Source organism: Streptomyces sioyaensis (assembly GCF_004122735.1).
GTDB lineage: Bacteria > Actinomycetota > Actinomycetes > Streptomycetales > Streptomycetaceae > Streptomyces > Streptomyces sioyaensis.
The window spans coordinates 1-19,487 of the sequence record NZ_SDIF01000123.1 but is presented as its reverse complement, the minus strand read 5'-3'; the positions used below and the strand labels follow the sequence as shown (position 1 = coordinate 19,487).

Here is a 19,487-nt window from a genome sequence, read left to right as displayed (position 1 = left end):
GCCAGGGGAACCGCAGCGTCCGGCAGCCCCCGCCCCGTCATCAACCGCGACAACGCCGGCTTCTGGGAAGGCGTCGCCCGGCACCGGCTGCTGATCCAGCGGTGCGCGGGCTGCCGGACGCTGCGGTTCCCCTGGCTGCCGGGATGCTCCCGCTGTGGGTCACCGGAGTGGGACACCGTCGAGGCGAGCGGCGCGGGAACGGTCTTCTCCTACGTCGTGCTGCACCACCCGCCCTTCCCCGCCTTCGACCCGCCCTACGCGGTCGGACTGATCGAACTCGCGGAGGGGGTGCGGATGGTCAGCAACATCGTCGGCGTCCCGTACGACCAGGTGCGCATCGGCATGCCCGTCCGGCTCGCCTTCCAGCGGGTGGACGAGGAGTACGAGCTGCCGGTCTTCCGTGCGACGCCGGGCGGTGAGGGGTGACATGGACTTCACCCCCACACCGGAGCAGACGGCGGCCCGCGAACTGGCCGCGGAGATCTTCGGCGATCTGTCCACCCCCGAGCGCCTCGCCGACTGCGGCGGAGGTACGGACGCCGAGCTCTGGAAGGCGCTGTGCACGGCCGGGCTGCCGGGCGCGGTGGCGGAGACCGGGCTGCTCGGACTCGTCCTGATGCTGGAGGAGCAGGGTCGTACGACGGCGCAGGTGCCGTTCGCCGCGAGCTGCGTCTACGGCCTGCTGGCGGTCGGCGCGCACGGCAGTGTGGACCAACGCGCGCGGCTGCTGCCGGCGCTCCGGGACGGCAGCGCGATCGCCACCGGGGCCCTTCCGGCCCGGCCGGGCGGGGTGCGGGCGGTGCCGCCGGCGGACGGGACGGGGCGGCTGACCGGCAGCGTCCCCGTGGTGCCGTGGCTGCGCGCGGCGACCCATGTACTGGTGCCGGACGGGCCGACGCGGACGCTGTGGCTGCTCCGTACCGACGCCCCCGGGGTGCGACGGGATCCGGTCGAGACCACCGCTCCCTGGTCGGCGGGCCGGCTCACCCTCGATGACGCGCCTGCCGAATGCCTGGGGCCGGGCGTGGCCGGACGTGTGGGGTCGGACGCGGTCGCCCCGCAGCCGCCCGCCGCCCGTCCGTACGGCCCGTACGCCGATGTCCTGGCCATCGCCCGTACCGCCTTCGCAGGCCTCCAGGCCGGGGTCTGTGCCGGGTCCCTGGCCCGTGCGGTGTCCCACACCACCACGCGTGAGCAGTTCGGCCGTCCGCTCTCCACCCACCAGGGCGTCCTGCTGCGCGCCGCCGACGCCTATATGGACACCGAGGCGATCCGGCTGACCGCCTACGAGGCGGCCTGGCGCCGGGACGCGGGCCTGGACGCCGGGGAGCAGGCGCTGACCGCCGCCTGGTGGGCCGCCGAGGCGGGCACCCGTGTGGTGCACACCGGCCAGCATCTGCACGGCGGTATCGGCGCCGACCTGGACCACCCCGTCCACCGGCACTTCCTGTGGGGACGGCAACTGGCCGGATATCTGGGCTCGGGAGCCGAAGTGCTCGAAGAACTGGGGCAGTTGCTCACTTCACGGGAAGCGCGGCCGTCGCAGGACGCGCGGGACGCGCATGACGCACGGGACCCGGACGACGGACGGCACCCGGACGACGGACCCGCCCCCCAGCCCCGGCAGGAGGCCGCCTCATGAAAGCCGGTGACGAGCTTCCGGCGCTCACCATCCCGATCACCCGCACCCTGATCGTCGCCGGAGCTCTCGCCTCCCGTGACTACCAGGACGTGCACCACGATGCCGAGGCGGCCCGGGAGAAGGGCTCCCCGGACATCTTCATGAACATCCTCACCACCAATGGGCTGGTCGGCCGCTACCTCACCGACCACTTCGGGCCGCGCTGCGTCCTGCGCAAGGTCGCCATCCGCCTGGGCGCCCCCAACTACCCTGGAGACACCATGGTGTTGCGCGGCACCGTCACCGAGGTGTCGGACGGTACGGCCGTGGTGCGGGTCGTCGGTGCGAACGGCCTCGGCAACCACGTAACCGGCACGGCGATGGTGAGCCTCCCGGACGACGCGGCGATGGTGAGCCTCCAGGAGGACGCAGCGATGGTGAGCCTCCAGGAGGCCACAGCGACCGCGAGCCTCCCGGAGGGCACCGAATGAGCATCCACCGCCCCGATTCCCTAGGGGGCCGGGCCGCGATCGCCGGGATCGGTGCGACCGAGTTCTCCAAGGACTCCGGCCGCAGCGAACTGAAGCTCGCCGTCGAGGCCGTCCGGGCCGCCCTCGACGACGCCGGGCTGACCCCCGCGGACGTCGACGGCATGGTCACCTTCACCATGGACACCAACCCCGAGATCACCGTCGCGCAGGCGGCCGGCATCGGCGAACTGTCCTTCTTCTCCCGGGTCCACTACGGGGGCGGCGCAGCCTGCGCCACCGTCCAGCAGGCAGCCCTGGCCGTCGCCACCGGCCTCGCCGAAGTCGTCGTCTGCTACCGCGCGTTCAACGAGCGCTCCGGCCGCCGCTTCGGCTCCGGCGTACAGCAGCGGGAGCCCTCCGCCGAGGGTGCGGCACTCGGCTGGAACCTCCCCTTCGGCCTGCTCACCCCCGCCTCCTGGGTGGCCATGGCCGCCCAGCGCTACCTGCACACCTACGGGCTGACGCCGGAGGCCTTCGGCCATGTCGCGGTCACCGACCGCCGCCACGCCGCCACCAACCCGGCCGCGTACTTCCACCGCCAGCCGATCACCCTCGCCGACCACGCCGCCTCCCGCTGGATCGTGGAGCCGCTGCGGCTGCTGGACTGCTGCCAGGAGACGGACGGCGCCCAGGCGATCGTGGTGACCTCGCCCGAGCGGGCCCGCACGCTGCCCCACCCGCCGGCGCTGATCGCGGCCGCGGCACAGGGCGCGGGCCGCGCCCAGGAGCAGATGACCAGCTTCTACCGCGATGCGCTGACCGGCCTCCCCGAGACGCGCGTGGTCGCCCGCCAGCTCTGGCGCACCTCCGGACTGGCCCCCGCCGACATCGACGTCGCGATCCTCTACGACCACTTCACCCCCTTCGTGCTGATGCAGCTGGAGGAGTTCGGCTTCTGCGCCCCCGGCGAGGCCGCCGATTTCGTCGCCGCGGACGCCCTCCCCCTCAACACCCACGGCGGCCAGCTCGGCGAGGCCTATCTGCACGGCATGAACGGCATCGCCGAGGCCGTACGCCAGCTCCGCGGCACCTCCGTCAACCAGGCCGGCACCCCCGCACACGTGCTGGTCACGGCAGGTACGGGAGTGCCCACCTCGGGTCTGCTCCTGGGCGCGGACGGCGCGTAACCGCCCTCATCAACGCGCAGCCGTCATCAACGCGCCGCCGTCATCAACGCGCAGCCATCATCAATGCGCTGCGAGGGTCAGCCCTTCGGAACCGCCGGCAGCCCCATCTCCAGACGGGTCGGGCGGCACAGCACCACCGAGCCCGCGATCAGTGCGAGCACGACGATCTCGATGACCGCCTGCACGGGCAGCCCGGCGAGATACATGTCGGCGGTGTCGAACTGCGGGTCGAAGTAGGCCGCCCCGGGGTAGAGGATGGCGGCTGCCTGGCTGACCCAGTACAGGCCGGCGAAGCCGACCGCGGCGAAGAGGTTGGAACGGGCGTCCCCGCGGCGGCGCCACACGAAGAACAGGGTGGCCACGGCGAGCAGTGTGCCCATGGCCATGGTCTGGCCGTTGTGGAACTTCGCGTGCGGCGGCCAGAGCGGGTTCAGCACGTGGGTCTCGTTCCAGTCGGCGACGTACGGCGAGACCGCCGTGAACACCGCGACCAGCGAGAGCAGCGTCTTCCCGGCCGTCTCCCGGGTCGTGGCGCCCTTCTCGTGCGGGGCACCGCTCCGGACGGTTCCGACCGCGTAGACCGACTGCGTGCTGTCGTACGGACGGTCAGGAGAATGGATGGGCATCGGTAACAGCCTTTCATAGCAAGGGAGTTGGGTGAGGGCAGCGAGCCTCCCGTACGGGGCGCTCGCCCGGTCTGCGGCGGCTTCGACGGCCCGGCCCGCCGCTGGGACCGCCGAGGTCAGACCGCGGCGGTCCCAGCGGTCCCAGCGGCCCCGGAGACCCCGGCCGCCCTGGTGGTTCCGTCGGCCCCGGCAGCCCCGGACGCGTCACGACCGGTCGCATACCGGTAAGAGGCGGCGACGACCTTCTTGGCCACCTCCAGCTCGGCCCGGTCGCGCGGGGCGTACAGCATCACGACGTTGGCGCCGCGGTCGTAGAGCGGGTGCTTCTCGCCCCACCCGGAGGAGAGGAACTCGGCGTGGTCGTCCGGGTCGAGGGCCAGGTGCAGGCTGCCGTCGGCGTGCACATGCGCGAACTCCGCGTCCCAGCGCGGCGGGAAGAGCAGGGCGCCCGGGGCTGCGGAGGTGTCCTGGAGGAACACCGCCCAGGTGCTGGGAACGGACACCTCGCTGCGGCCGGCGGAGATGCCGGGCAGCGCGCCGGCCATCCACTGCCGCAGCTCTTGCCTGATCTGCGGTGGGCTGGTCTGCGTCAACTGCAGGTGGGGGACCTCGGGCCCGGTCTCGGGCCGGTCGCCTGCACGCTGGGGGAGCGCCGGAAAGGTCATGGTGATGCCTCCTTCACGTCATGGGCCAGGCCATCGGCTCGTCCGCCCGGGAGACCGGCGGCGGCCGCATGCCCGGCGGTCCGGCGGATGCCGTCCCGCTCCCTCCACGCTACTTTCCTCGATATAGTGGTTACCTGCGAGAAAGTGCCCTGCGCCCGCGGCGGGCCGGACTGCTCAGGAGGGCGGATGGCCGAGCCGAAGGAGTCGGCATGTCCCATCAATCCGGTGGTTGACCTGCTGTTCAGCCGCTGGACCACCCCGATCGTGTGGGTGCTGGAACACCATGGACGGCTGCGTTTCAACGAGCTTCAACGGCTGGTGCCGTCCATCACGCCCAAGGTGCTCACTCAGCGCCTGCGCCAGCTCGAACGTGACGGCCTGGTGACCCGCACGTACCACGCGGAGATCCCGCCCAGGGTGGAGTACGAGATCAGCGAGCTGGGCCGCACTCTGGTTCCGGTCTTCCGGACCCTCGCGGCCTGGTCCGATGCGCATCTTCCGCAGGTCACGGCCGCTCGCCAGGGCTACGACACCGCTCGCGAGGAGGAGGCGGCCTGGGCGCAGGGCTGAGGCGGGTGAGGCGGAAGGGGCGGGTGTGGCACGCGCCGTCCCCTTGGGGGAGCCGCCCCGGCCGGTCCCCCCAAAGGAGGTCCGGCGGCCCCTACCCGTACAACTTGAGGCGGATGGCGCTTCGGCACCTGGGGGCGATCCGCTGGGACCACCCTCGCTCCTAGCGTGGTCCACATGACCACGCCAGTGTGCACAAGCGCTTCGACCGCCGCTGTGTTCCCGACGTTCTCGTCCTATGTACGGGCCCGGGGGCCGGTCCTGCTGCGCGCTGCGCGGTCGATGTCCGGTAGCCCGAACGACGCCGAGGACCTCCTCCAGACCGCGCTCACCAAGACCTTCGTGGCCTGGGAGCGCATCGAGGACCACCGCGCCCTGGACGGCTACGTCCGCCGCGCGCTGATCAACACCCGTACCTCCCAGTGGCGCAAGCGCAAGGTGGAGGAGTTCGCCGTCGACGAGCTGCCGGAGCCGGAACCGCTGCCGGCGCCCGACCCGGCCGAGCTCCAGGGCCTGCGCGACGCGATGTGGCGCGCGGTGCTGCGACTGCCGCCCCGCCAGCGGGCCATGGTCGTCCTCAGGTATTACGAGGACCTGAGCGAGGCCCAGACCGCCGAGATCATGGAGGTCTCGGTCGGCACGGTCAAGAGCGCCGTCTCCCGCGCCCTGGCCAAGCTCCGGGAGGACCCGGAGCTGGGGATGATCGCCTGACGGGACGCGGGCGCCCGAGGCCGCGACTCAGCGCCCGTCAGCGGCGTACGCGAGGAAGTCGGCCCAGGCGGCCGGTCGGACGCGCAGCTGCGGGCCGTGGGGATTCTTGGAGTCGCGGATGCGGATGGTGTCGGGGGCGGTGGCGACCTCTATGCACTCGTTGCCGTTGCCCTGGTCGCTGTAACTGCTCTTCTGCCAGGCCACTTCTACGCAGTCGTGACCGTTGCTGCTGTCGCTGTAGCTGCTCTTGATCCACACCAGCGTGGTACCGGAAGGCCTCAGCGTCATGTCTCTCCCCGCAGCTTCTCGATGAATGCCAATGACTCTCGTGGGGTGAGAGCCTGGGACCGGATGATTCCATACCGCAGTTCGAGGACCCGAAGTTGCTTGGGGTCGGAGATCGCACCGGCAAAGGATCGATCCTCGGCGCGGCCCACAACGGAACCATCACCGAACTTCAGGACCTCGATCTCGCCGCCCATTCCGGCGTGGTCCTCGCGGTCGGTCGGCATTACTTGGATCTCGACGTTACGCAACTGTCCGATCTCCAACAGATGTTCGAGTTGTCGACGTAGGGCCATTGTGCCTCCGAGGGGGCGGCGAAGTGTCACCTCTTCCTGGACAAACATGAGCGCTGGAGCAGGAGCTCGATCGAAGATTGCTCGTCGGTTCATGCGGGCCGCCACGAGTCGCTCCACCTCGTCTTGCGAGTAAGCAGGCCTTCGCATCTCGAACAATGCCGTCGCGTACTCCTTCGTCTGCAACAGCCCATGCAGGTTGTGGTTGCTGTAGCCCCCGAGTTCGACCGCCTCGGCCTCCAGCTTGGCCAGGTTCCGGGCCTTCTTCGGGTACCTGGCCTGCTCAACGTCCTTCTTCATCGCGGCGATCTTGCCGCCCGCCCCCAGCACCTCATCCGCCTTGTCGAGGAATTCCGGGCGGGGGATACGCACACCCCGCTCGATCTTGTAGATCAGGTTCTCCCCGTACCCCATGAGCGCCCCGAACTCCTCCGGGCGCAGTCCCGCGGCCTTGCGCCACATTTTCAGCTGGCGGCCGACGGCCTCGACGACGGCTTGAGTCTCATCCTCCGGTCCTTCCCAGCTCGCCTCGTCCGCTCCGTCAACGTTCATCCGCTCCCACCTCCTGGACAGCGGGGACACTCCTGGACAGCGCCAGGACAGTCACCGTGCGTACCGGCCGAATCACTTTTCAGCGTAAACACGCACGACCACGCTGAGTGACGTGAATCAGGAAATCGCCGCGTACAAGCTCAAGTTCAAGGTCCAGCTGTCCGCCACCCGCCGGGGTGCCCGCCTCGCGCGGCTCCTCGCCACGGAGCAACTCCGGTCATGGGGGCTGCCGTTCGAAGCCCCGGCGCAGGTCATCGCTGAGCTGGCCGCGAACGCCGCTACGCACGGATGCGTACCTGGCCGGGACTTCCGCCTCGCCGTCCTGTCTGACGCGGACACGCTCCGTATCGAGGTGACGGATGCCCGGGGTGACCGGCTCCCGGCCCCTCCGGACACGGGCGTACGGGAATCGGGTTACGGCCTGATCCTCGTCGAGGCGCTCGCCGACCGATGGGGGACGTGCTGCGGACCGTTCCCCTGCAAGACGGTCTGGGCGGAATTCGACCTGCCGATGTGGGGCCGATGAGGCGGCCGCCCGTCCACCGTTGCCCGGAAACCCGTGCTTCGGTGTGCTGCGCCGGGGTTCCGGGCCGTAGACACTGCCGCTGCCCAGCCGCGGCGGCGCGAGGGGCCACCTAGCATGAAGCTGAGGACTCCGGCCGGCACGCGGGCAGAGGTGCCGACAGAGACGAGGAGCGAGCGTCATGACCATGGCCCCGGACGACGCGCGACGGGACGCCCTCCTGTACCAGACCATGCGGGAGTTCGTTCAGTCGATGGACGACACCCTTCCAGGCAAGTTCGAGATCACCAAGGAAGGCATTGTTCACGACATGATGGCGCCTGTCGGGCCCCACGAATTGACCACGCTGCGCATTCGGAAGCGCCTCGAAAAGGCGATGCCGGAAGAACTGGTGGCTCACACGGGAACCCCCGACGTGGAGGGCCCTTCCGAGGGCATCATGCGGCACCCTGACGTGATGGTGATCGCCGAGGCGGACATGGAAGTCGAGGGATCCTTCGATCCGCGTACCCTCATCGCCGCGATCGAAGTCGTTTCCCGCTCCAACCCGGACAACGACTGGGTGAGCAAGATGCGCGACTACCCCCTCCTGGGTATTCCGCTGTACGTGATCTTCGACCCGCGCACGGGCACGGGCGCCGTGCTCTCCGACATCCACCCGACGCCGAGCGGCCCTCGCTACGCCACCCGGAAGGAATTCGTGTACGGCGAGGATGTGACGATCGGAGAGTGGACGATCACGACACGGGACCTGCCGCTTTACCCGTAGCAGTGGGCCGCCTATGTCCCCCGGCTCACCATCAGCCTGCCCACCGCCTGTTCCAGGTCCGCGATGCGGTCGGCGAGGCGGGTCTTGTCGGAGCCCTCGGCGTCGCGCAGGAGGAGTTCCACTTCGGCGAGCTGGCCGGCGATCTCTGCGAGGCGGGAGGCGTCGCCGGCTGCCGGCTGCGGCGTCTCGGCGGGCTCCGCGGCTCCCGGGACCGGCGGGAGATCGGGGTGCGGGCCCGTCATCGGCTGCCCGGCCTTCGCGGATCCCGGTGGCTCCTGGGATTCCTCCGCTCCCGGCGTCGCGGCCGGGGCCGTGGGAGCGGCCGCGCCCGTCGGGGACGTTGCCGCTGCCGGGCCCGGCGCGCCCTCGCCGCCGGGGGCTTCGGGCGAGGTCAGCAAGCGCTTCAACTGCTCTGCCTGGGCGGCGAGTTGACGGTTCTTGCGGAAGAGGTCGAGGAAGACGTTCACCTTCGTGCGCAGCAGCCAGGGGTCGAACGGCTTGATCAGGAAATCGGCGGCGCCGACCGTGTAGCCGCGGTAGGCGTAGTTGGGGTCGACGGAGGCGCCGGTGAGGAGGATGATCGGGACGTCTTTCGTCTGGTCCAGGCCCTTGATGTTGGCGGCGGTCTCGAAGCCGTTCATGCCCGGCATCAGCACATCGATGAGGACGACCGCGAATTCCTCGCGGAGCATGGCCTTGAGAGCCTCCTCGCCGGAGCGTGCGCGCACCACCTTCTGGGTGAGCGAGCCCAGTACGGCTTCCAGCGCGACGAGGTTCTCCTCCATGTCGTCGACGATGAGGATGCTGGGTGAGGTGTCCGGTGCGGTCGTCATGACTGCTCCCCCGTCGTTCCCTGGTCGTCCTGGCCCGTGTCCCGGTCTGTGTCCCGGCCCGTGGCCTCGTCGGCGGTGGTGTCGTCGGCGTCAGTGATCTCGCCCGTATTGGAGGCCTCGTCCCCGGCCTCGCCCCCGTCCTGGCGCTCAGGAGGCGTACCGGGACAGCCGTCCTCCGGGTCCAGGAGACGGCAGATCACGGTCAGCAGCCGGTCCACGTCCACCGGCTTGGGGATGTAGTCGTTCGCTCCGCTCTCGATGGCCTTTTCGCGGTCGCCCGGCATGGCCTTCGCGGTGAGCGCGATGACCGGGAGGTCCGCGAACCGAGGTGCCTGCCGGATCGCCTTGATCATCTCGTAACCGTCCATTTCGGGCATCATGATGTCCATCAGCACCAGCGAGACATCCGGTGTCCGGTTGAGGACTTCCAGGCCCTCGCGGCCGTTCTCGGCGTACTTCACGGTGATGCCGACCCGGCCCAATACGTGCGTGAGCGCGAAGACATTACGGATGTCGTCGTCGACGACGAGGATGCGGCGGTCGGCCAGCACCTCGCCGGGGCGGCCGCTGAGCCAGTCCTTGAGGCGGATGGTCTCGGGCCAGGTGACGGCATCGCCGTCGGCGGAGGGGGCCGCCACCGGTGCGGTCGGCTCATGGGTTTCCTGGTCGCGGAAGACGTCCCCGCGCGACGCCTTCTCCAGGGCCTCGGGCGCGGACGTGCGCTGTTCGCCCAGGGTGGGCAGGGGATCCGGGGCCGGGGCCGGTTCGGACGGTACGGGGCCCTCCGCGATGAGGGGCCCGACGGGGGCGCCCGCGGTGACGGAGGGGCCGGTGTAGCGCGCGGGCACGTACAGGGTGAAGGTCGAACCGACGCCCGGCTTGCTCTCGGCGATGATCCGGCCGCCCAGCAGCGCGGCCATGTCACGGCTGATGGAGAGGCCGAGACCGGTGCCGCCGTATTTGCGGTTGGTGGTGCCGTCGGACTGCTGGAACGCCTCGAAGATGCCGTCGAGTTTCTCCGACGAGATGCCGATACCGGTGTCCTTGACGGAGAGGGCGATGACGTCGTCTGCGTTGCGCAGGGCTTCCTCGTCGAAGTCCGCGCCCGACACCCGCTGGACGATGAGTTCCACGCCGCCGGAGGAGGTGAACTTCACGGCGTTGGACAGCAGGTTGCGCAGGATCTGCTGGAGGCGCTGTTCGTCGGAGAAGAGTTCCTTGGGGACGTTCTCGCCGACCTTGACGTCGAAGGTCAGGCCGCGGTCGAGGGTGAGCGGCTTGAAGGTGGCGCGGACGTAGTCGAGGATTTTGATGAGCGGCAGGGTCTTGGGGTGGACGTCCATCCGGCCGGCCTCGATCTTCGACAGATCGAGGATGTCGTTGATGAGCTGGAGCAGGTCGGCACCGGCGCGGTGGATGGTGACGGCGAACTCCACTTCCTGTGCGGAGAGCCGGCCCTCGGGGTTGTCGGCGAGGAGCCGGGAGAGCACCAGCAGGGAGTTCAGCGGGGTGCGCAGCTCGTGCGACATGTTCGCCAGGAATTCCGACTTGTATTGCGAGGAGGTGGCCAGCAGTGCCGCCTTCTCCTCCAACTCGGCGTTCGTCAGCTGGAGTTCGTCCGAGCGCTGGCGGAGCTCGGCGGTCAGGCGCTGGGATTCCGAGAGCAGGGACTCCGTACGGGCGTTGGCGATGATGGTGTTGATCGAGACGCCGATGGTGTTCACGAACTGGTCGATGAAGGCGAGGTGGACCTCGCTGAACCGGCTGAACGAGGCCAGCTCGATGACGCCGAGCACCTGGTCCTCGAAGAGGACGGGGAGGATGACGATGCTGGCGGGGGCGGAGGCCCCGAGTCCGGAGCTGATGGTGATGTAGTCGGGCGGGACGGCGTCGACGACGATGCGCTTCTTCTCCATGGCGGCCTGGGTGATCAGGCCCCAGCCGGGGGTGCCCAGCCGCAGCCGCGGCAGGGAACGGCGGCCCTCGGGCTGGCCGGTGCCGTACCCGGCGATCAGCTCCAGTCCCTCGCCGGGCTCGGCGCCCGCCTCGGCCAGGAAGAACGCGCCGAACTGCGCGTTCACCAGCGGGGTCAGCTCGCGCAGGATCAGATCGGCGACCTCGACCAGGTCGCGGTGGCCCTGCATCAGACTGGCGATACGGGCCAGGTTGGACTCCAGCCAGTCCTTGGCGCGGGTGGTCTCGCGGAGGTTGGCGACCATCAGGTTGATGTTGTTCTTCAGGGCGGCGACCTCGCCCTGGGCGTCCACGGTGATCGAGCCGGACATGTCGCCCTGGGTGACGGCGCTGGCCACCTCGGCGATCGCGCGGACCTGTGTGGTCAGGTTCAGCGCCAGCTCGTTGACGCTGGTGGTCAGCCGCTTCCAGGTGCCGTAGACGCCCTCGACCCGGGCCTGGCCGCCCAGTTGGCCCTCACTGCCCACCTCGCGGGCCACTCGGGTCACCTCGGACGAGAACGACGACAGGGTGTCGACCATCGTGTTGATCGTCGTCTTCAGCTCCAGGATCTCGCCGCGGGCGTCGACGTCGATCTTCTTCGACAGGTCGCCCTTGGCGACGGCGGTGGCGACCTGGGCGATGTTGCGGACCTGGGAGGTCAGGTTGTCGGCCATGGAGTTGACGTTGTCGGTGAGGTTCTTCCAGACGCCGGAGACGCCGTGCACCTGGGCGCGGCCGCCGAGCCGGCCCTCGGTGCCGACCTCGCGGGCCACCCGGGTCACCTCGTCCGCGAACGCCCGCAGCTGCTGGACCATCGTGTTGACGGTGTCCTTCAGCTCCAGGATCTCGCCGCGGGCGTCGACGTCGATCTTCTTCGACAGGTCGCCGTTGGCCACCGAGGTGGTCACCTGGGCGATGTTGCGGACCTGGGACGTCAGGTTGAGCGCCATGAAGTTGACGTTGTCGGTGAGGTCCTTCCAGACCCCGGAGACGCCCCTGACCTGCGCCTGACCGCCGAGGTTTCCCTCGGTGCCGACCTCGCGGGCCACGCGGGTGACCTCGTCGGCGAAGGCGGAGAGCTGGTCGACCATCGTGTTGATCGTCGTCTTCAGTTCGAGGATCTCGCCCTTGGCCTCGACGGTGATCGTCTTGCCGAGGTCGCCCTCCGCGACGGCGGTGGCGACCAGGGCGATGTTGCGGACCTGGGAGGTCAGGTTGTCGGCCATGAAGTTGACGCTCTCGGTGAGGTCTCGCCAGACCCCGGAGACGCCCCTGACCTGCGCGCGGCCGCCCAGCCGGCCCTCGGTGCCGACCTCGCGGGCCACGCGGGTGACCTCGTCGGCGAAGGCGGAGAGCTGGTCGACCATCGTGTTGATCGTCGTCTTCAGTTCGAGGATCTCGCCCTTGGCCTCGACGGTGATCGTCTTGCCGAGGTCGCCCTCCGCGACGGCGGTGGCGACCAGGGCGATGTTGCGGACCTGGGAGGTCAGGTTGTCGGCCATGAAGTTGACGCTCTCGGTGAGGTCTCGCCAGACCCCGGAGACGCCCCTGACCTGCGCGCGGCCGCCCAGCCGGCCCTCGGTGCCGACCTCGCGGGCCACGCGGGTGACCTCGTCGGCGAAGGCGGAGAGCTGGTCGACCATCGTGTTGATCGTCGACTTCAGTTCGAGGATCTCGCCCCGGGCATCCACGGTGATCTTCTGGCTCAGGTCGCCGTTGGCCACCGCCGTCGTCACCTGGGCGATGTTGCGGACCTGCCAGGTCAGGTTGGACGCCATGAAGTTGACGTTGTCGGTGAGGTCCTTCCAGACCCCGGAGACGCCCCTGACCTGCGCGCGGCCACCGAGCTGGCCCTCGGTGCCGACCTCGCGGGCCACCCGGGTCACCTCGTCGGCGAACGCCCGCAGCTGGTCCACCATCTTGTTGACGGTCAGCTTCAGCTCCAGCAGCTCGCCGGTGGCCTCCACCGTCACCTGCTGGGTCAGGTCGCCGGTGGCCACCGCCGTCGTGACCACGGCGATGTCGCGCACCTGCGCCGTCAGCCGCGACGCCATCGTGTTGACCGCCTCGGTCACGTGCAGCCAGTCGCCGGAGAGCCCCTGGACCTTGGCCCGGCCGCCCAGCCGCCCCTCGGTGCCCACCTCGCGGGCGACCCGGGTGACCTCGCCGGTGAACAGCGACAGCTGGTCGACCATGCGGTTCACGCCGCTGCCCAGCCGGCGCAGATCGCCGCGGAGCTGGCGGTTGCCGTCGTGCAGATCGACGCGCTGGGTCAGATCACCGTCGGCCACCGCGTCCAGTACCCGGGTGGCCTTGGCGAGCGGCACCACCAGCGCCTCCAGCACGGTGTTGGCCGCCTCGATGTTCGTCGTCCAGGTCCCCTGGCCGGGGCTCGCGGAGATCCGCTCGTCCAGCCGGCCCTGCCGGATGACCTCGCCGCGTACGCGCTGGAGCTCGGACGCCAGATGCTCGTTGCGGGCGATGATCTGGTTGAGGACACCGGCCATATCGGCCAGCACGGGGTCCGCGGAGCCGCCGTCCGGCGTGCTCGGCACACGTGTGGTGAAGTCCCCGTCGCGCAGCGCGTTCATCACCGCGAGCAGCGGCCGCAGCTCGCTGGCGCGCACCCATTGCCCGTCGGACGGGGGCTGGTCGGGGGGCCGGCCGGGCGGCGCGGGCCCGGGCGTCTCCGTGGGCTGTGCGCTCTCGCGGGCCTCGGTGGGCTGTGCGGACGCAGGGGGATCCGGGGGTTGCGGAGCAGACTCGCGCCGGGTCGGGTCGAGCGCCATGACACACCATCCCCCCAAAGATCGATATGGAGTGGGTCCAGTTGGGCAGAGTGATCAATTTGGGCAGGTATGACATAGTATAAAGCGCCCGTAGATGTATTTTCCCGGCACATCCAGGGGGTGCAGTGACCTCGCTGTCCTCCCCGCCCATGACGGAATCCGTCTCCCGGAAAGGCCTGCCCGCCAACCAGCTTGCCGCGGCCGGTGCGCGCAAGTTCGTACGGGCGCTGCTCTCCGAACGGGCGGCCGCACCACCCGCCACGGCCGGGCCAGGAGCGGCGGCGATCAGCCAGGAGCTGATCCATGACGCCGTCCTGCTCACCAGCGAACTGGTCACCAACGCCGTGATGTATGCCGGCACCGATATCGATGTGACCTGCCGCCTGGAGTACGTCCGGCCCCCGGGCGAGGAGGGCGAGGGCACGCGACGGGGGCGGGCCAGGGTGGGCGTCGTCATGGAGGTCTCCGACCGCCACCCCTCCCGGCGGGTACGCGGCGGGGTGGACGCCCGCAGCGGAGAGCCGGGGTACGGGCTCCAGCTGGTCAGCGCGCTGGCGGAGTCCTGGGGCGTGACCTACCGCAAGGCGGTGAAGACCGTCTGGTTCCGGCTGGAGGCCACCGAGGGCGAGCCCGGCACCGCCGGAAGCCCGCTTCCCCAGCTCGACAGCCGCGGCGCCGAACCTCCCGCACCGCTGGCTCACACCGTGCGCGAGCGCGACCGCCGGTCCGGGTCCGCCGCCGAATGGGCCGACCGCGGAGGCCCGTCCTTCCTCGCCGAGACCAGCGAGTTGCTGGCCGGGCAGCTCGACCAGGACATGGTCACCGCGCTCGCCGCCCAGCTGCTGGTGCCCCGGCTCGCCGACTGGTGCGCGATCTGGCTGACCACCGAGGGCGGCGGCATGCAGCTGTCCCGGGTCTGGCACGTCGACGAGCGGCGGATCGCCCCGCTCCGCGACGACCTGGAGCGGGACCCGCCGGCCGAGGTCGTCCGCACCGCCGGTATCCCCTGGCCCTGGCCGGAGTCCGCCGGCGCGTCCCACACGGGCGGGTCGGCGCTCGCCTTTCCCCTCGTCGCCCGGGACACCGACCAGGGCGTGCTGCTGCTCGGGCGGGCGGGGCACCTCCAGATGACCGACACCGTGGTGCGGATGGTCGAGGACGTGGCACGCCGGGTCGCACAGGCCGTGCTCACCGCCCGCCAGTACACCCGGCAGACCACCATCAGCCTGGCGCTCCAGCGCCGGCAGCTGCCCGCGTCGCTCGCCAGCATCGTCGGTGTCGACACGGCGATCGTCTACGAGCCGCACGGGGAGGGCCAGACCGTCGGCGGCGACTTCTATGACGTCTTCCCGATGGGCGACCGCCGCTGGTGCTTCCTGCTCGGTGACGTCCAGGGCAAGGACCCCGAGGCGATGTCGGTCACCGGCCTGGCCCGCCATCTGGTGCGACTGCTGGCCCGTGAGGGACACGGCGTCGAGTCGGTGCTCGGCCGGCTGAACCTGGCCATGGCGGAGGAGAGCGCCGAGGCGGTGGAGCTGGGCGGCGAGCAGGCCACCTCCCGCTTCCTGAGCCTGCTGTACGGCGAGCTGGAGGTCGACCCGGGCGTACCGGGGGCCCGTTGCACGGTCGCCACGGCCGGCCACCCCCCGCCGCTGCACATGTTCCTCGACGGCAACGTCGAGCCGGCCGCCGAGCCGCAGATGCTGCTGGGCATCGACGAGGGCACCGAATTCCAGGCCAGCTCCTTCACCCTCGCACCGGGCGAGACGCTGCTGTGCGTCACCGACGGGGTCACCGAACGCCGCAGCGGCAACTGGCAGTTGGACGACAACGACGGTCTGATGGAAGTGCTGCGGGAGGGCATGGGGCTGGGTGCCAAGGCCCTCGCCGAGCACGTACGGCGCGCCGCGCACGACTTCGGCACCGGCCCGGTCGAGGACGATCTGTCGGTGCTGGTCCTTCAGGCGGTGACCCCGGAGGCCGATCGGCCCTCATGAGGCCGACCGGCCTCCCGTGAGGCACCGCCTGCCGCCTGCCCTACCGCCTGCCGTCGGCCTTGAGGAAGGCCGGCTTGCCGCCACCGGAGATCACTCCGCCGCCCATCCCGCCGACGGGGTCGAACTGCCCGGCGAACAACGGGCGGCCGACCGAGGGGCCGTCGCCGGCCGAACGCGGGACCGGTGCGGCCTGCGGGGCCGCCTGAGCGGTGCCGCAGGCGAGCACGCCGATCCCGCCCAGGGCGGCAAGGACGAGGCAACGGCCGAGGTGGGGGCGCATAGGACGCTCCTGTCAGAAGAGGAATCGGAAGAGAAACGCAGAAGAGAAGAACGAGTGCCGGGGTTCCGGTGATCGTCAGTGATCGTCAGCGTGCTGCGCGCACGGGGACGGCACAAGCAACGTGCCGACAGGGCCATCCCTGTGGGTGAACGGGAGAATCGAGGGGTGGGCCCGGCGAACTCGTCCGTGGCCGCATCCGGTCATGAGCGGGCAAGAACACACCCCGGAGGGCGTGACATACCAAGCGGTATGCGCCGACAATCGCAGCACCACTAACCGCCCGTAGCAAAGCGGAGGCACCCGGTGCTCAGCACGATGCAGGACGTACCGCTCACCGTCTCGCGAATCCTGGCCCACGGGGCGACGGTTCACGGTGAGTCGCAGGTCATCACCTGGACCGAGGGGGACCCGCACCGCCGCACCTTCGCCGAGATCGGCCGTCGGGCCGCGCAGCTGGCGCATGCGCTGCGCGAGGAGCTGACCGTGGCCGACGACGAACGGGTCGGCACCCTCATGTGGAACAACGCGGAGCACATGGAGGCCTATCTCGCGATCCCCTCCATGGGGGCGGTGCTGCACACGCTCAACCTGCGGCTGCCCCCCGAGCAGTTGGTATGGATCATCAACCACGCCGAGGACCGCGTCGTCCTCGTCAACGGCAGCCTGCTGCCGCTGCTCGCCCCGCTGCTCCCGAAGTTGCCGAACGTGGCGCACGTCGTTGTCGTCGGCCCCGGTGACCGCTCCGTATTGGACGGCACCACGGCGCGGGTCCACGACTACGAGGAGCTGCTCGCCGGACGGCCGGAGAGCTACGCCTGGCCCGAGATCGACGAGCGCGAGGCCGCGGCGCTCTGCTACACCTCCGGGACCACCGGCGACCCCAAGGGCGTGCTGTACAGCCACCGTTCGCTCTACCTGCACTCCTTGCAGGTCAACTCCGCCGAGGCATTCGCCCTCACCGGGCGCGACATCACCCTCCCGGTCGTGCCGATGTTCCACGTCAACGCCTGGGGCCTGCCGCACGCCGCGTTCATGGCCGGCGCGTCCCTGCTGATGCCCGACCGCTTCCTGCAGCCCGCGCCGCTGGCCGAGATGATCGAGACCGTACGGCCCACCATCGGCGCCGCCGTGCCCACCATCTGGCAGGGGCTGCTCGCCGAACTCGACGCCACCCAACGGGACGTCTCCTGCCTGCGGACCGTCGTCATCGGCGGCTCGGCCTGCCCGCCCGCCCTGATGCGCGGCTTCGAGGAGCGCCACGGCATCCGTGTCGTGCACGCCTGGGGGATGACCGAGACCTCGCCGCTGGGCAGCGTCTCCCACCCCCCGGCCGGGGTCAGCGGCGACGAGGAGTGGGCCTACCGCGCCACCCAGGGCCGCTTCCCCGCCTCCGTGGAAGCCCGGCTGATCGGCCCGGACGGCGAGCGGCTCCCCTCGGACGGCCGGGCCGCCGGCGAACTGGAGGTCCGCGGACCCTGGATCGCCGGTGCCTACTACGGCGGTGCGCAGGGCGAACCACTGCGCCCGGAGGACAAGTTCAGCCCCGACGGCTGGCTGCGTACCGGCGACGTCGGCACGATCACCCCGAACGGCTACCTGACGCTGACCGACCGGGCCAAGGACGTCATCAAGTCCGGCGGCGAGTGGATCTCCTCGGTCGAGCTGGAGAACCACCTGATGGCACACCCGCATGTCCTGGAGGCCGCGGTGGTGGCCGTACCGGACGACAAGTGGGGCGAGCGGCCGCTGGCGACGGTGGTGCTCAACGAGGGTGTGACCATCGGCTACGAGGAGCTGAAGGCGTTCCTCGGCGAGCGGGTCGCGCGCTGGCAGCTGCCGGAGCGCTGGGCGGTGATCCCGGCGGTGCCCAAGACGAGCGTGGGCAAGTTCGACAAGAAGGTGCTGCGCAAGCAGTACGCGGACGGGCAGCTGGAGGTCACCCTGCTGGCGTGAGCCCACGGCCGTGAGCGGTGCTCCGGGGCCGGGCGTCCGCGGCGTGGGCGCCGGGCCCGCCGGCCGTCGTCAGTTCGTGCCGATCTTGGCGAGCAGGTCGACGATCCGGGCCTGGACCTCGGCGCTCGTGGAGCGCTCCGCCAGGAAGAGCACCGTCTCACCGACGGCCAGCCGGGGCAGCTGCGCCGGATCCATGTCGGCGGAGGTGTAGACGACCAGCGGGGTATGGTCGAGCAGCCCGTTGGCGCGCAGCCAGTCGACGATGCCGGCCCGCCGGCGGCGCACCTGCATCAGGTCCATCACGACCAGATTCGGCCGTGTCTGCGTGGCGAGGGTGACCGCGTCGGCGTCCGCGGAGGCCCGTGCGACCTGCATCCCGCGCCGCTCCAGCGAGGTGGTCAGGGCGGTCGCGATGTCGTCGTTCTGCTCGATCAGCAGCACCCGCGGCGGATGCACCTCGCTGTCGCGCGGGGCCAGCGCCTTGAGGAGCACAGCCGGATCAGCACCGTACGCGGCCTCCCGGGTGGCCTGCCCCAGCCCGGCCGTCACCAGGACCGGGACCTTGGCCGCGCCCGCCGCCTGACGCAGCGACTGCAGCGCGGTGCGGGTGATCGGCCCGGTCAGCGGGTCGACGAAGAGCGCCGCCGGATACGCGGCGATCTGGGCGTCCACCTCTTCCCGGGAGTTGACGATCACCGGGCGGTAGCCGCGGTCGCTGAGCGCCTGCTGGGTGGCGCCGTCCGGCGCCGGCCAGACCAGCAGCCGGCGCGGATTGTCCAGCGGTTCCGGAGGCAGCTCGTCGTCCCTGGGCATCGGCTGACGGTCCACCACCTCTATGGCGCCGTTCGGACCGTCCAGCGGCTCGGGGCCCTCGCTGCCCTCGTCGGGCGCGGAGATCGCAAAGGCCCGGCCCTCGCTCGCGTCCAGCAGATGCGGCTGCGGCGGGCCGGCGGCCGGGTGCTGCGGCTGCTGCTGCGGCGGTGCCCCGGGGTGCGGAGGCTGCTCGGCCGCCGCGGGCCCGGCGGCCGTCGACCGCTCACCCTCCTGCGGCGGCGCGGCGAGCTTACGGCGGCGGCCCGAACCGGCGGACGTACCGCCGGGCGGGGTGCTGCCGGGGGGCAGCCCCGGACGCTGCTGGTCGGCGATCTGCTGCGCGAACGGCACGCCCTGCCCGAGCGTCCGCACGCTGAACGCCCTGCCCTGGGAGTGCCCCGCGGCGTGCCCGTCGTCCTCGGCGGCGGGCGGCAGCGGCTGACGGTGCGGCGCCGCGGCGGGCGCGCCCTGCGCGGGCACCGACGGGCCGGCGGCCTCCTCGGCGGGACTGGGGCGACCGCGCCGGCGGCCGGTGGGGGCCGAGGGCGTGCCGCCGACCGGACGGCGCCGGGCGCGGCAGGGGGCGACGGAGGGCGG

16 protein-coding genes and 2 pseudogenes are annotated in these 19,487 nt (G+C 70.9%); 10 read left to right on the top strand and 8 right to left on the bottom strand.

All coding sequences use genetic code 11. From position 1 onward, the window contains the following. The 4 genes and pseudogenes from EST54_RS28510 to EST54_RS28495 form a co-directional block, all read left to right on the top strand. Positions 1–426: Zn-ribbon domain-containing OB-fold protein (locus EST54_RS28510; protein ID WP_135796903.1), on the top strand; the 426-nt coding region annotated here is incomplete at its 5' end. A 1-nt stretch (position 427) separates the two neighbouring features. Continuing rightward, positions 428–1,642 (top strand): acyl-CoA dehydrogenase family protein, encoded by a 1,215-nt coding sequence (locus EST54_RS28505; protein ID WP_129250588.1) that lies wholly within the window; start codon positions 428–430, stop codon positions 1,640–1,642. Continuing rightward, a pseudogene (locus EST54_RS28500) lies at positions 1,639–2,019 on the top strand (MaoC family dehydratase); the annotation flags it as partial. The gene EST54_RS28505 and the pseudogene EST54_RS28500, both read left to right, overlap by 4 nt. An 89-nt stretch (positions 2,020–2,108) precedes the next feature. Further along, positions 2,109–3,278 (top strand): lipid-transfer protein, encoded by a 1,170-nt coding sequence (locus tag EST54_RS28495; RefSeq protein ID WP_129250586.1) that lies wholly within the window; start codon positions 2,109–2,111, stop codon positions 3,276–3,278. 77 nt (positions 3,279–3,355) lie between these two features. Here the strand turns inward: EST54_RS28495 and EST54_RS28490 are convergent, their stop codons facing one another. Both EST54_RS28490 and EST54_RS28480 read right to left on the bottom strand, forming a co-directional pair. Further along, a complete protein-coding gene (locus tag EST54_RS28490) occupies positions 3,356–3,904 on the bottom strand; it encodes a DUF6640 family protein (protein ID WP_129250585.1) in 549 nt (182 codons plus the stop codon). 116 nt (positions 3,905–4,020) lie between these two features. Next, entirely contained in the window at positions 4,021–4,569 is a 549-nt protein-coding gene (locus EST54_RS28480; protein WP_239013178.1) for a luciferase domain-containing protein, read from the bottom strand. A 186-nt stretch (positions 4,570–4,755) separates the two neighbouring features. Here EST54_RS28480 and EST54_RS28475 point away from each other — a divergent pair, with 186 nt between their 5' ends. After that, positions 4,756–5,139, top strand: a complete 384-nt coding sequence (locus EST54_RS28475) for a winged helix-turn-helix transcriptional regulator (RefSeq protein ID WP_129250583.1) — start codon at positions 4,756–4,758, stop codon at positions 5,137–5,139. A gap of 174 nt (positions 5,140–5,313) precedes the next feature. Beyond that, positions 5,314–5,847, top strand: coding sequence for a SigE family RNA polymerase sigma factor (locus EST54_RS28470; protein WP_129250582.1), 534 nt, complete (start codon positions 5,314–5,316; stop codon positions 5,845–5,847). Between the two features lie 27 nt (positions 5,848–5,874). On the opposite strand, the gene EST54_RS28465 is transcribed toward EST54_RS28470, so the two are convergent. Further along, on the bottom strand, positions 5,875–6,135 hold the full coding sequence (locus EST54_RS28465) for a DUF397 domain-containing protein (RefSeq protein ID WP_129250581.1): 261 nt from the start codon (positions 6,133–6,135) through the stop codon (positions 5,875–5,877). Then, positions 6,132–6,977, bottom strand: a complete 846-nt coding sequence (locus EST54_RS28460; protein ID WP_129250580.1) for a helix-turn-helix domain-containing protein — start codon at positions 6,975–6,977, stop codon at positions 6,132–6,134. The genes EST54_RS28465 and EST54_RS28460 overlap by 4 nt, the downstream gene beginning before the upstream one ends. 112 nt (positions 6,978–7,089) lie before the next feature. On the opposite strand from EST54_RS28460, the gene EST54_RS28455 reads away from it, so the two are divergent. Both EST54_RS28455 and EST54_RS28450 read left to right on the top strand, forming a co-directional pair. Further along, positions 7,090–7,503 carry an ATP-binding protein gene (locus tag EST54_RS28455; RefSeq protein ID WP_129250579.1) on the top strand — a complete coding sequence of 138 codons (414 nt, stop codon included), beginning with the start codon at positions 7,090–7,092 and terminating at the stop codon, positions 7,501–7,503. A gap of 178 nt (positions 7,504–7,681) precedes the next feature. Beyond that, a complete protein-coding gene (locus tag EST54_RS28450; protein ID WP_129250578.1) occupies positions 7,682–8,269 on the top strand; it encodes a Uma2 family endonuclease in 588 nt (195 codons plus the stop codon). An 11-nt stretch (positions 8,270–8,280) separates the two neighbouring features. Here the strand turns inward: EST54_RS28450 and EST54_RS28445 are convergent, their stop codons facing one another. Both EST54_RS28445 and EST54_RS28440 read right to left on the bottom strand, forming a co-directional pair. Further along, on the bottom strand, positions 8,281–9,102 hold the full coding sequence (locus EST54_RS28445) for a response regulator (RefSeq protein ID WP_129250577.1): 822 nt from the start codon (positions 9,100–9,102) through the stop codon (positions 8,281–8,283). Further along, positions 9,099–13,847, bottom strand: coding sequence for a HAMP domain-containing protein (locus EST54_RS28440; protein ID WP_244942636.1), 4,749 nt, complete (start codon positions 13,845–13,847; stop codon positions 9,099–9,101). Before EST54_RS28440 ends, EST54_RS28445 begins: the two co-directional genes overlap by 4 nt. 149 nt (positions 13,848–13,996) lie before the next feature. Between EST54_RS28440 and EST54_RS28435 the strand changes: the two genes are divergently transcribed. Next, positions 13,997–15,844 carry a SpoIIE family protein phosphatase gene (locus tag EST54_RS28435; protein WP_129250590.1) on the top strand — a complete coding sequence of 616 codons (1,848 nt, stop codon included), beginning with the start codon at positions 13,997–13,999 and terminating at the stop codon, positions 15,842–15,844. A 40-nt stretch (positions 15,845–15,884) separates the two neighbouring features. Here EST54_RS28435 and EST54_RS28430 read toward each other — a convergent pair whose 3' ends face one another. Further along, positions 15,885–16,124, bottom strand: coding sequence for a hypothetical protein (locus EST54_RS28430; RefSeq protein ID WP_129250576.1), 240 nt, complete (start codon positions 16,122–16,124; stop codon positions 15,885–15,887). Between the two features lie 303 nt (positions 16,125–16,427). Here EST54_RS28430 and EST54_RS28425 point away from each other — a divergent pair, with 303 nt between their 5' ends. Next, complete coding sequence (locus tag EST54_RS28425) at positions 16,428–18,077, top strand: long-chain fatty acid--CoA ligase (protein WP_129250575.1); 1,650 nt, start codon at positions 16,428–16,430, stop codon at positions 18,075–18,077. 69 nt (positions 18,078–18,146) lie between these two features. On the opposite strand, the pseudogene EST54_RS28420 reads toward EST54_RS28425, so the two are convergent. After that, positions 18,147–19,487: pseudogene (locus EST54_RS28420) on the bottom strand (PAS domain S-box protein); the annotation flags it as partial.

Bases quoted from the DNA above. Each gene is read 5' to 3' on its own strand.
- EST54_RS28475 (WP_129250583.1), top strand. From the start codon at position 4,756: ATGGCCGAGCCGAAGGAGTCGGCATGTCCCATCAATCCGGTGGTTGAC.
- EST54_RS28440 (WP_244942636.1), bottom strand. From the start codon at position 13,847: ATGGCGCTCGACCCGACCCGGCGCGAGTCTGCTCCGCAACCCCCGGAT.
- EST54_RS28430 (WP_129250576.1), bottom strand. From the start codon at position 16,124: ATGCGCCCCCACCTCGGCCGTTGCCTCGTCCTTGCCGCCCTGGGCGGG.
- EST54_RS28490 (WP_129250585.1), bottom strand. From the start codon at position 3,904: ATGCCCATCCATTCTCCTGACCGTCCGTACGACAGCACGCAGTCGGTC.
- EST54_RS28435 (WP_129250590.1), top strand. From the start codon at position 13,997: ATGACGGAATCCGTCTCCCGGAAAGGCCTGCCCGCCAACCAGCTTGCC.
- EST54_RS28450 (WP_129250578.1), top strand. From the start codon at position 7,682: ATGACCATGGCCCCGGACGACGCGCGACGGGACGCCCTCCTGTACCAG.
- EST54_RS28505 (WP_129250588.1), top strand. From the start codon at position 428: ATGGACTTCACCCCCACACCGGAGCAGACGGCGGCCCGCGAACTGGCC.
- EST54_RS28465 (WP_129250581.1), bottom strand. From the start codon at position 6,135: ATGACGCTGAGGCCTTCCGGTACCACGCTGGTGTGGATCAAGAGCAGC.
- EST54_RS28495 (WP_129250586.1), top strand. From the start codon at position 2,109: ATGAGCATCCACCGCCCCGATTCCCTAGGGGGCCGGGCCGCGATCGCC.
- EST54_RS28445 (WP_129250577.1), bottom strand. From the start codon at position 9,102: ATGACGACCGCACCGGACACCTCACCCAGCATCCTCATCGTCGACGAC.
- EST54_RS28460 (WP_129250580.1), bottom strand. From the start codon at position 6,977: ATGAACGTTGACGGAGCGGACGAGGCGAGCTGGGAAGGACCGGAGGAT.
- EST54_RS28470 (WP_129250582.1), top strand. From the start codon at position 5,314: ATGACCACGCCAGTGTGCACAAGCGCTTCGACCGCCGCTGTGTTCCCG.
- EST54_RS28480 (WP_239013178.1), bottom strand. From the start codon at position 4,569: ATGACCTTTCCGGCGCTCCCCCAGCGTGCAGGCGACCGGCCCGAGACC.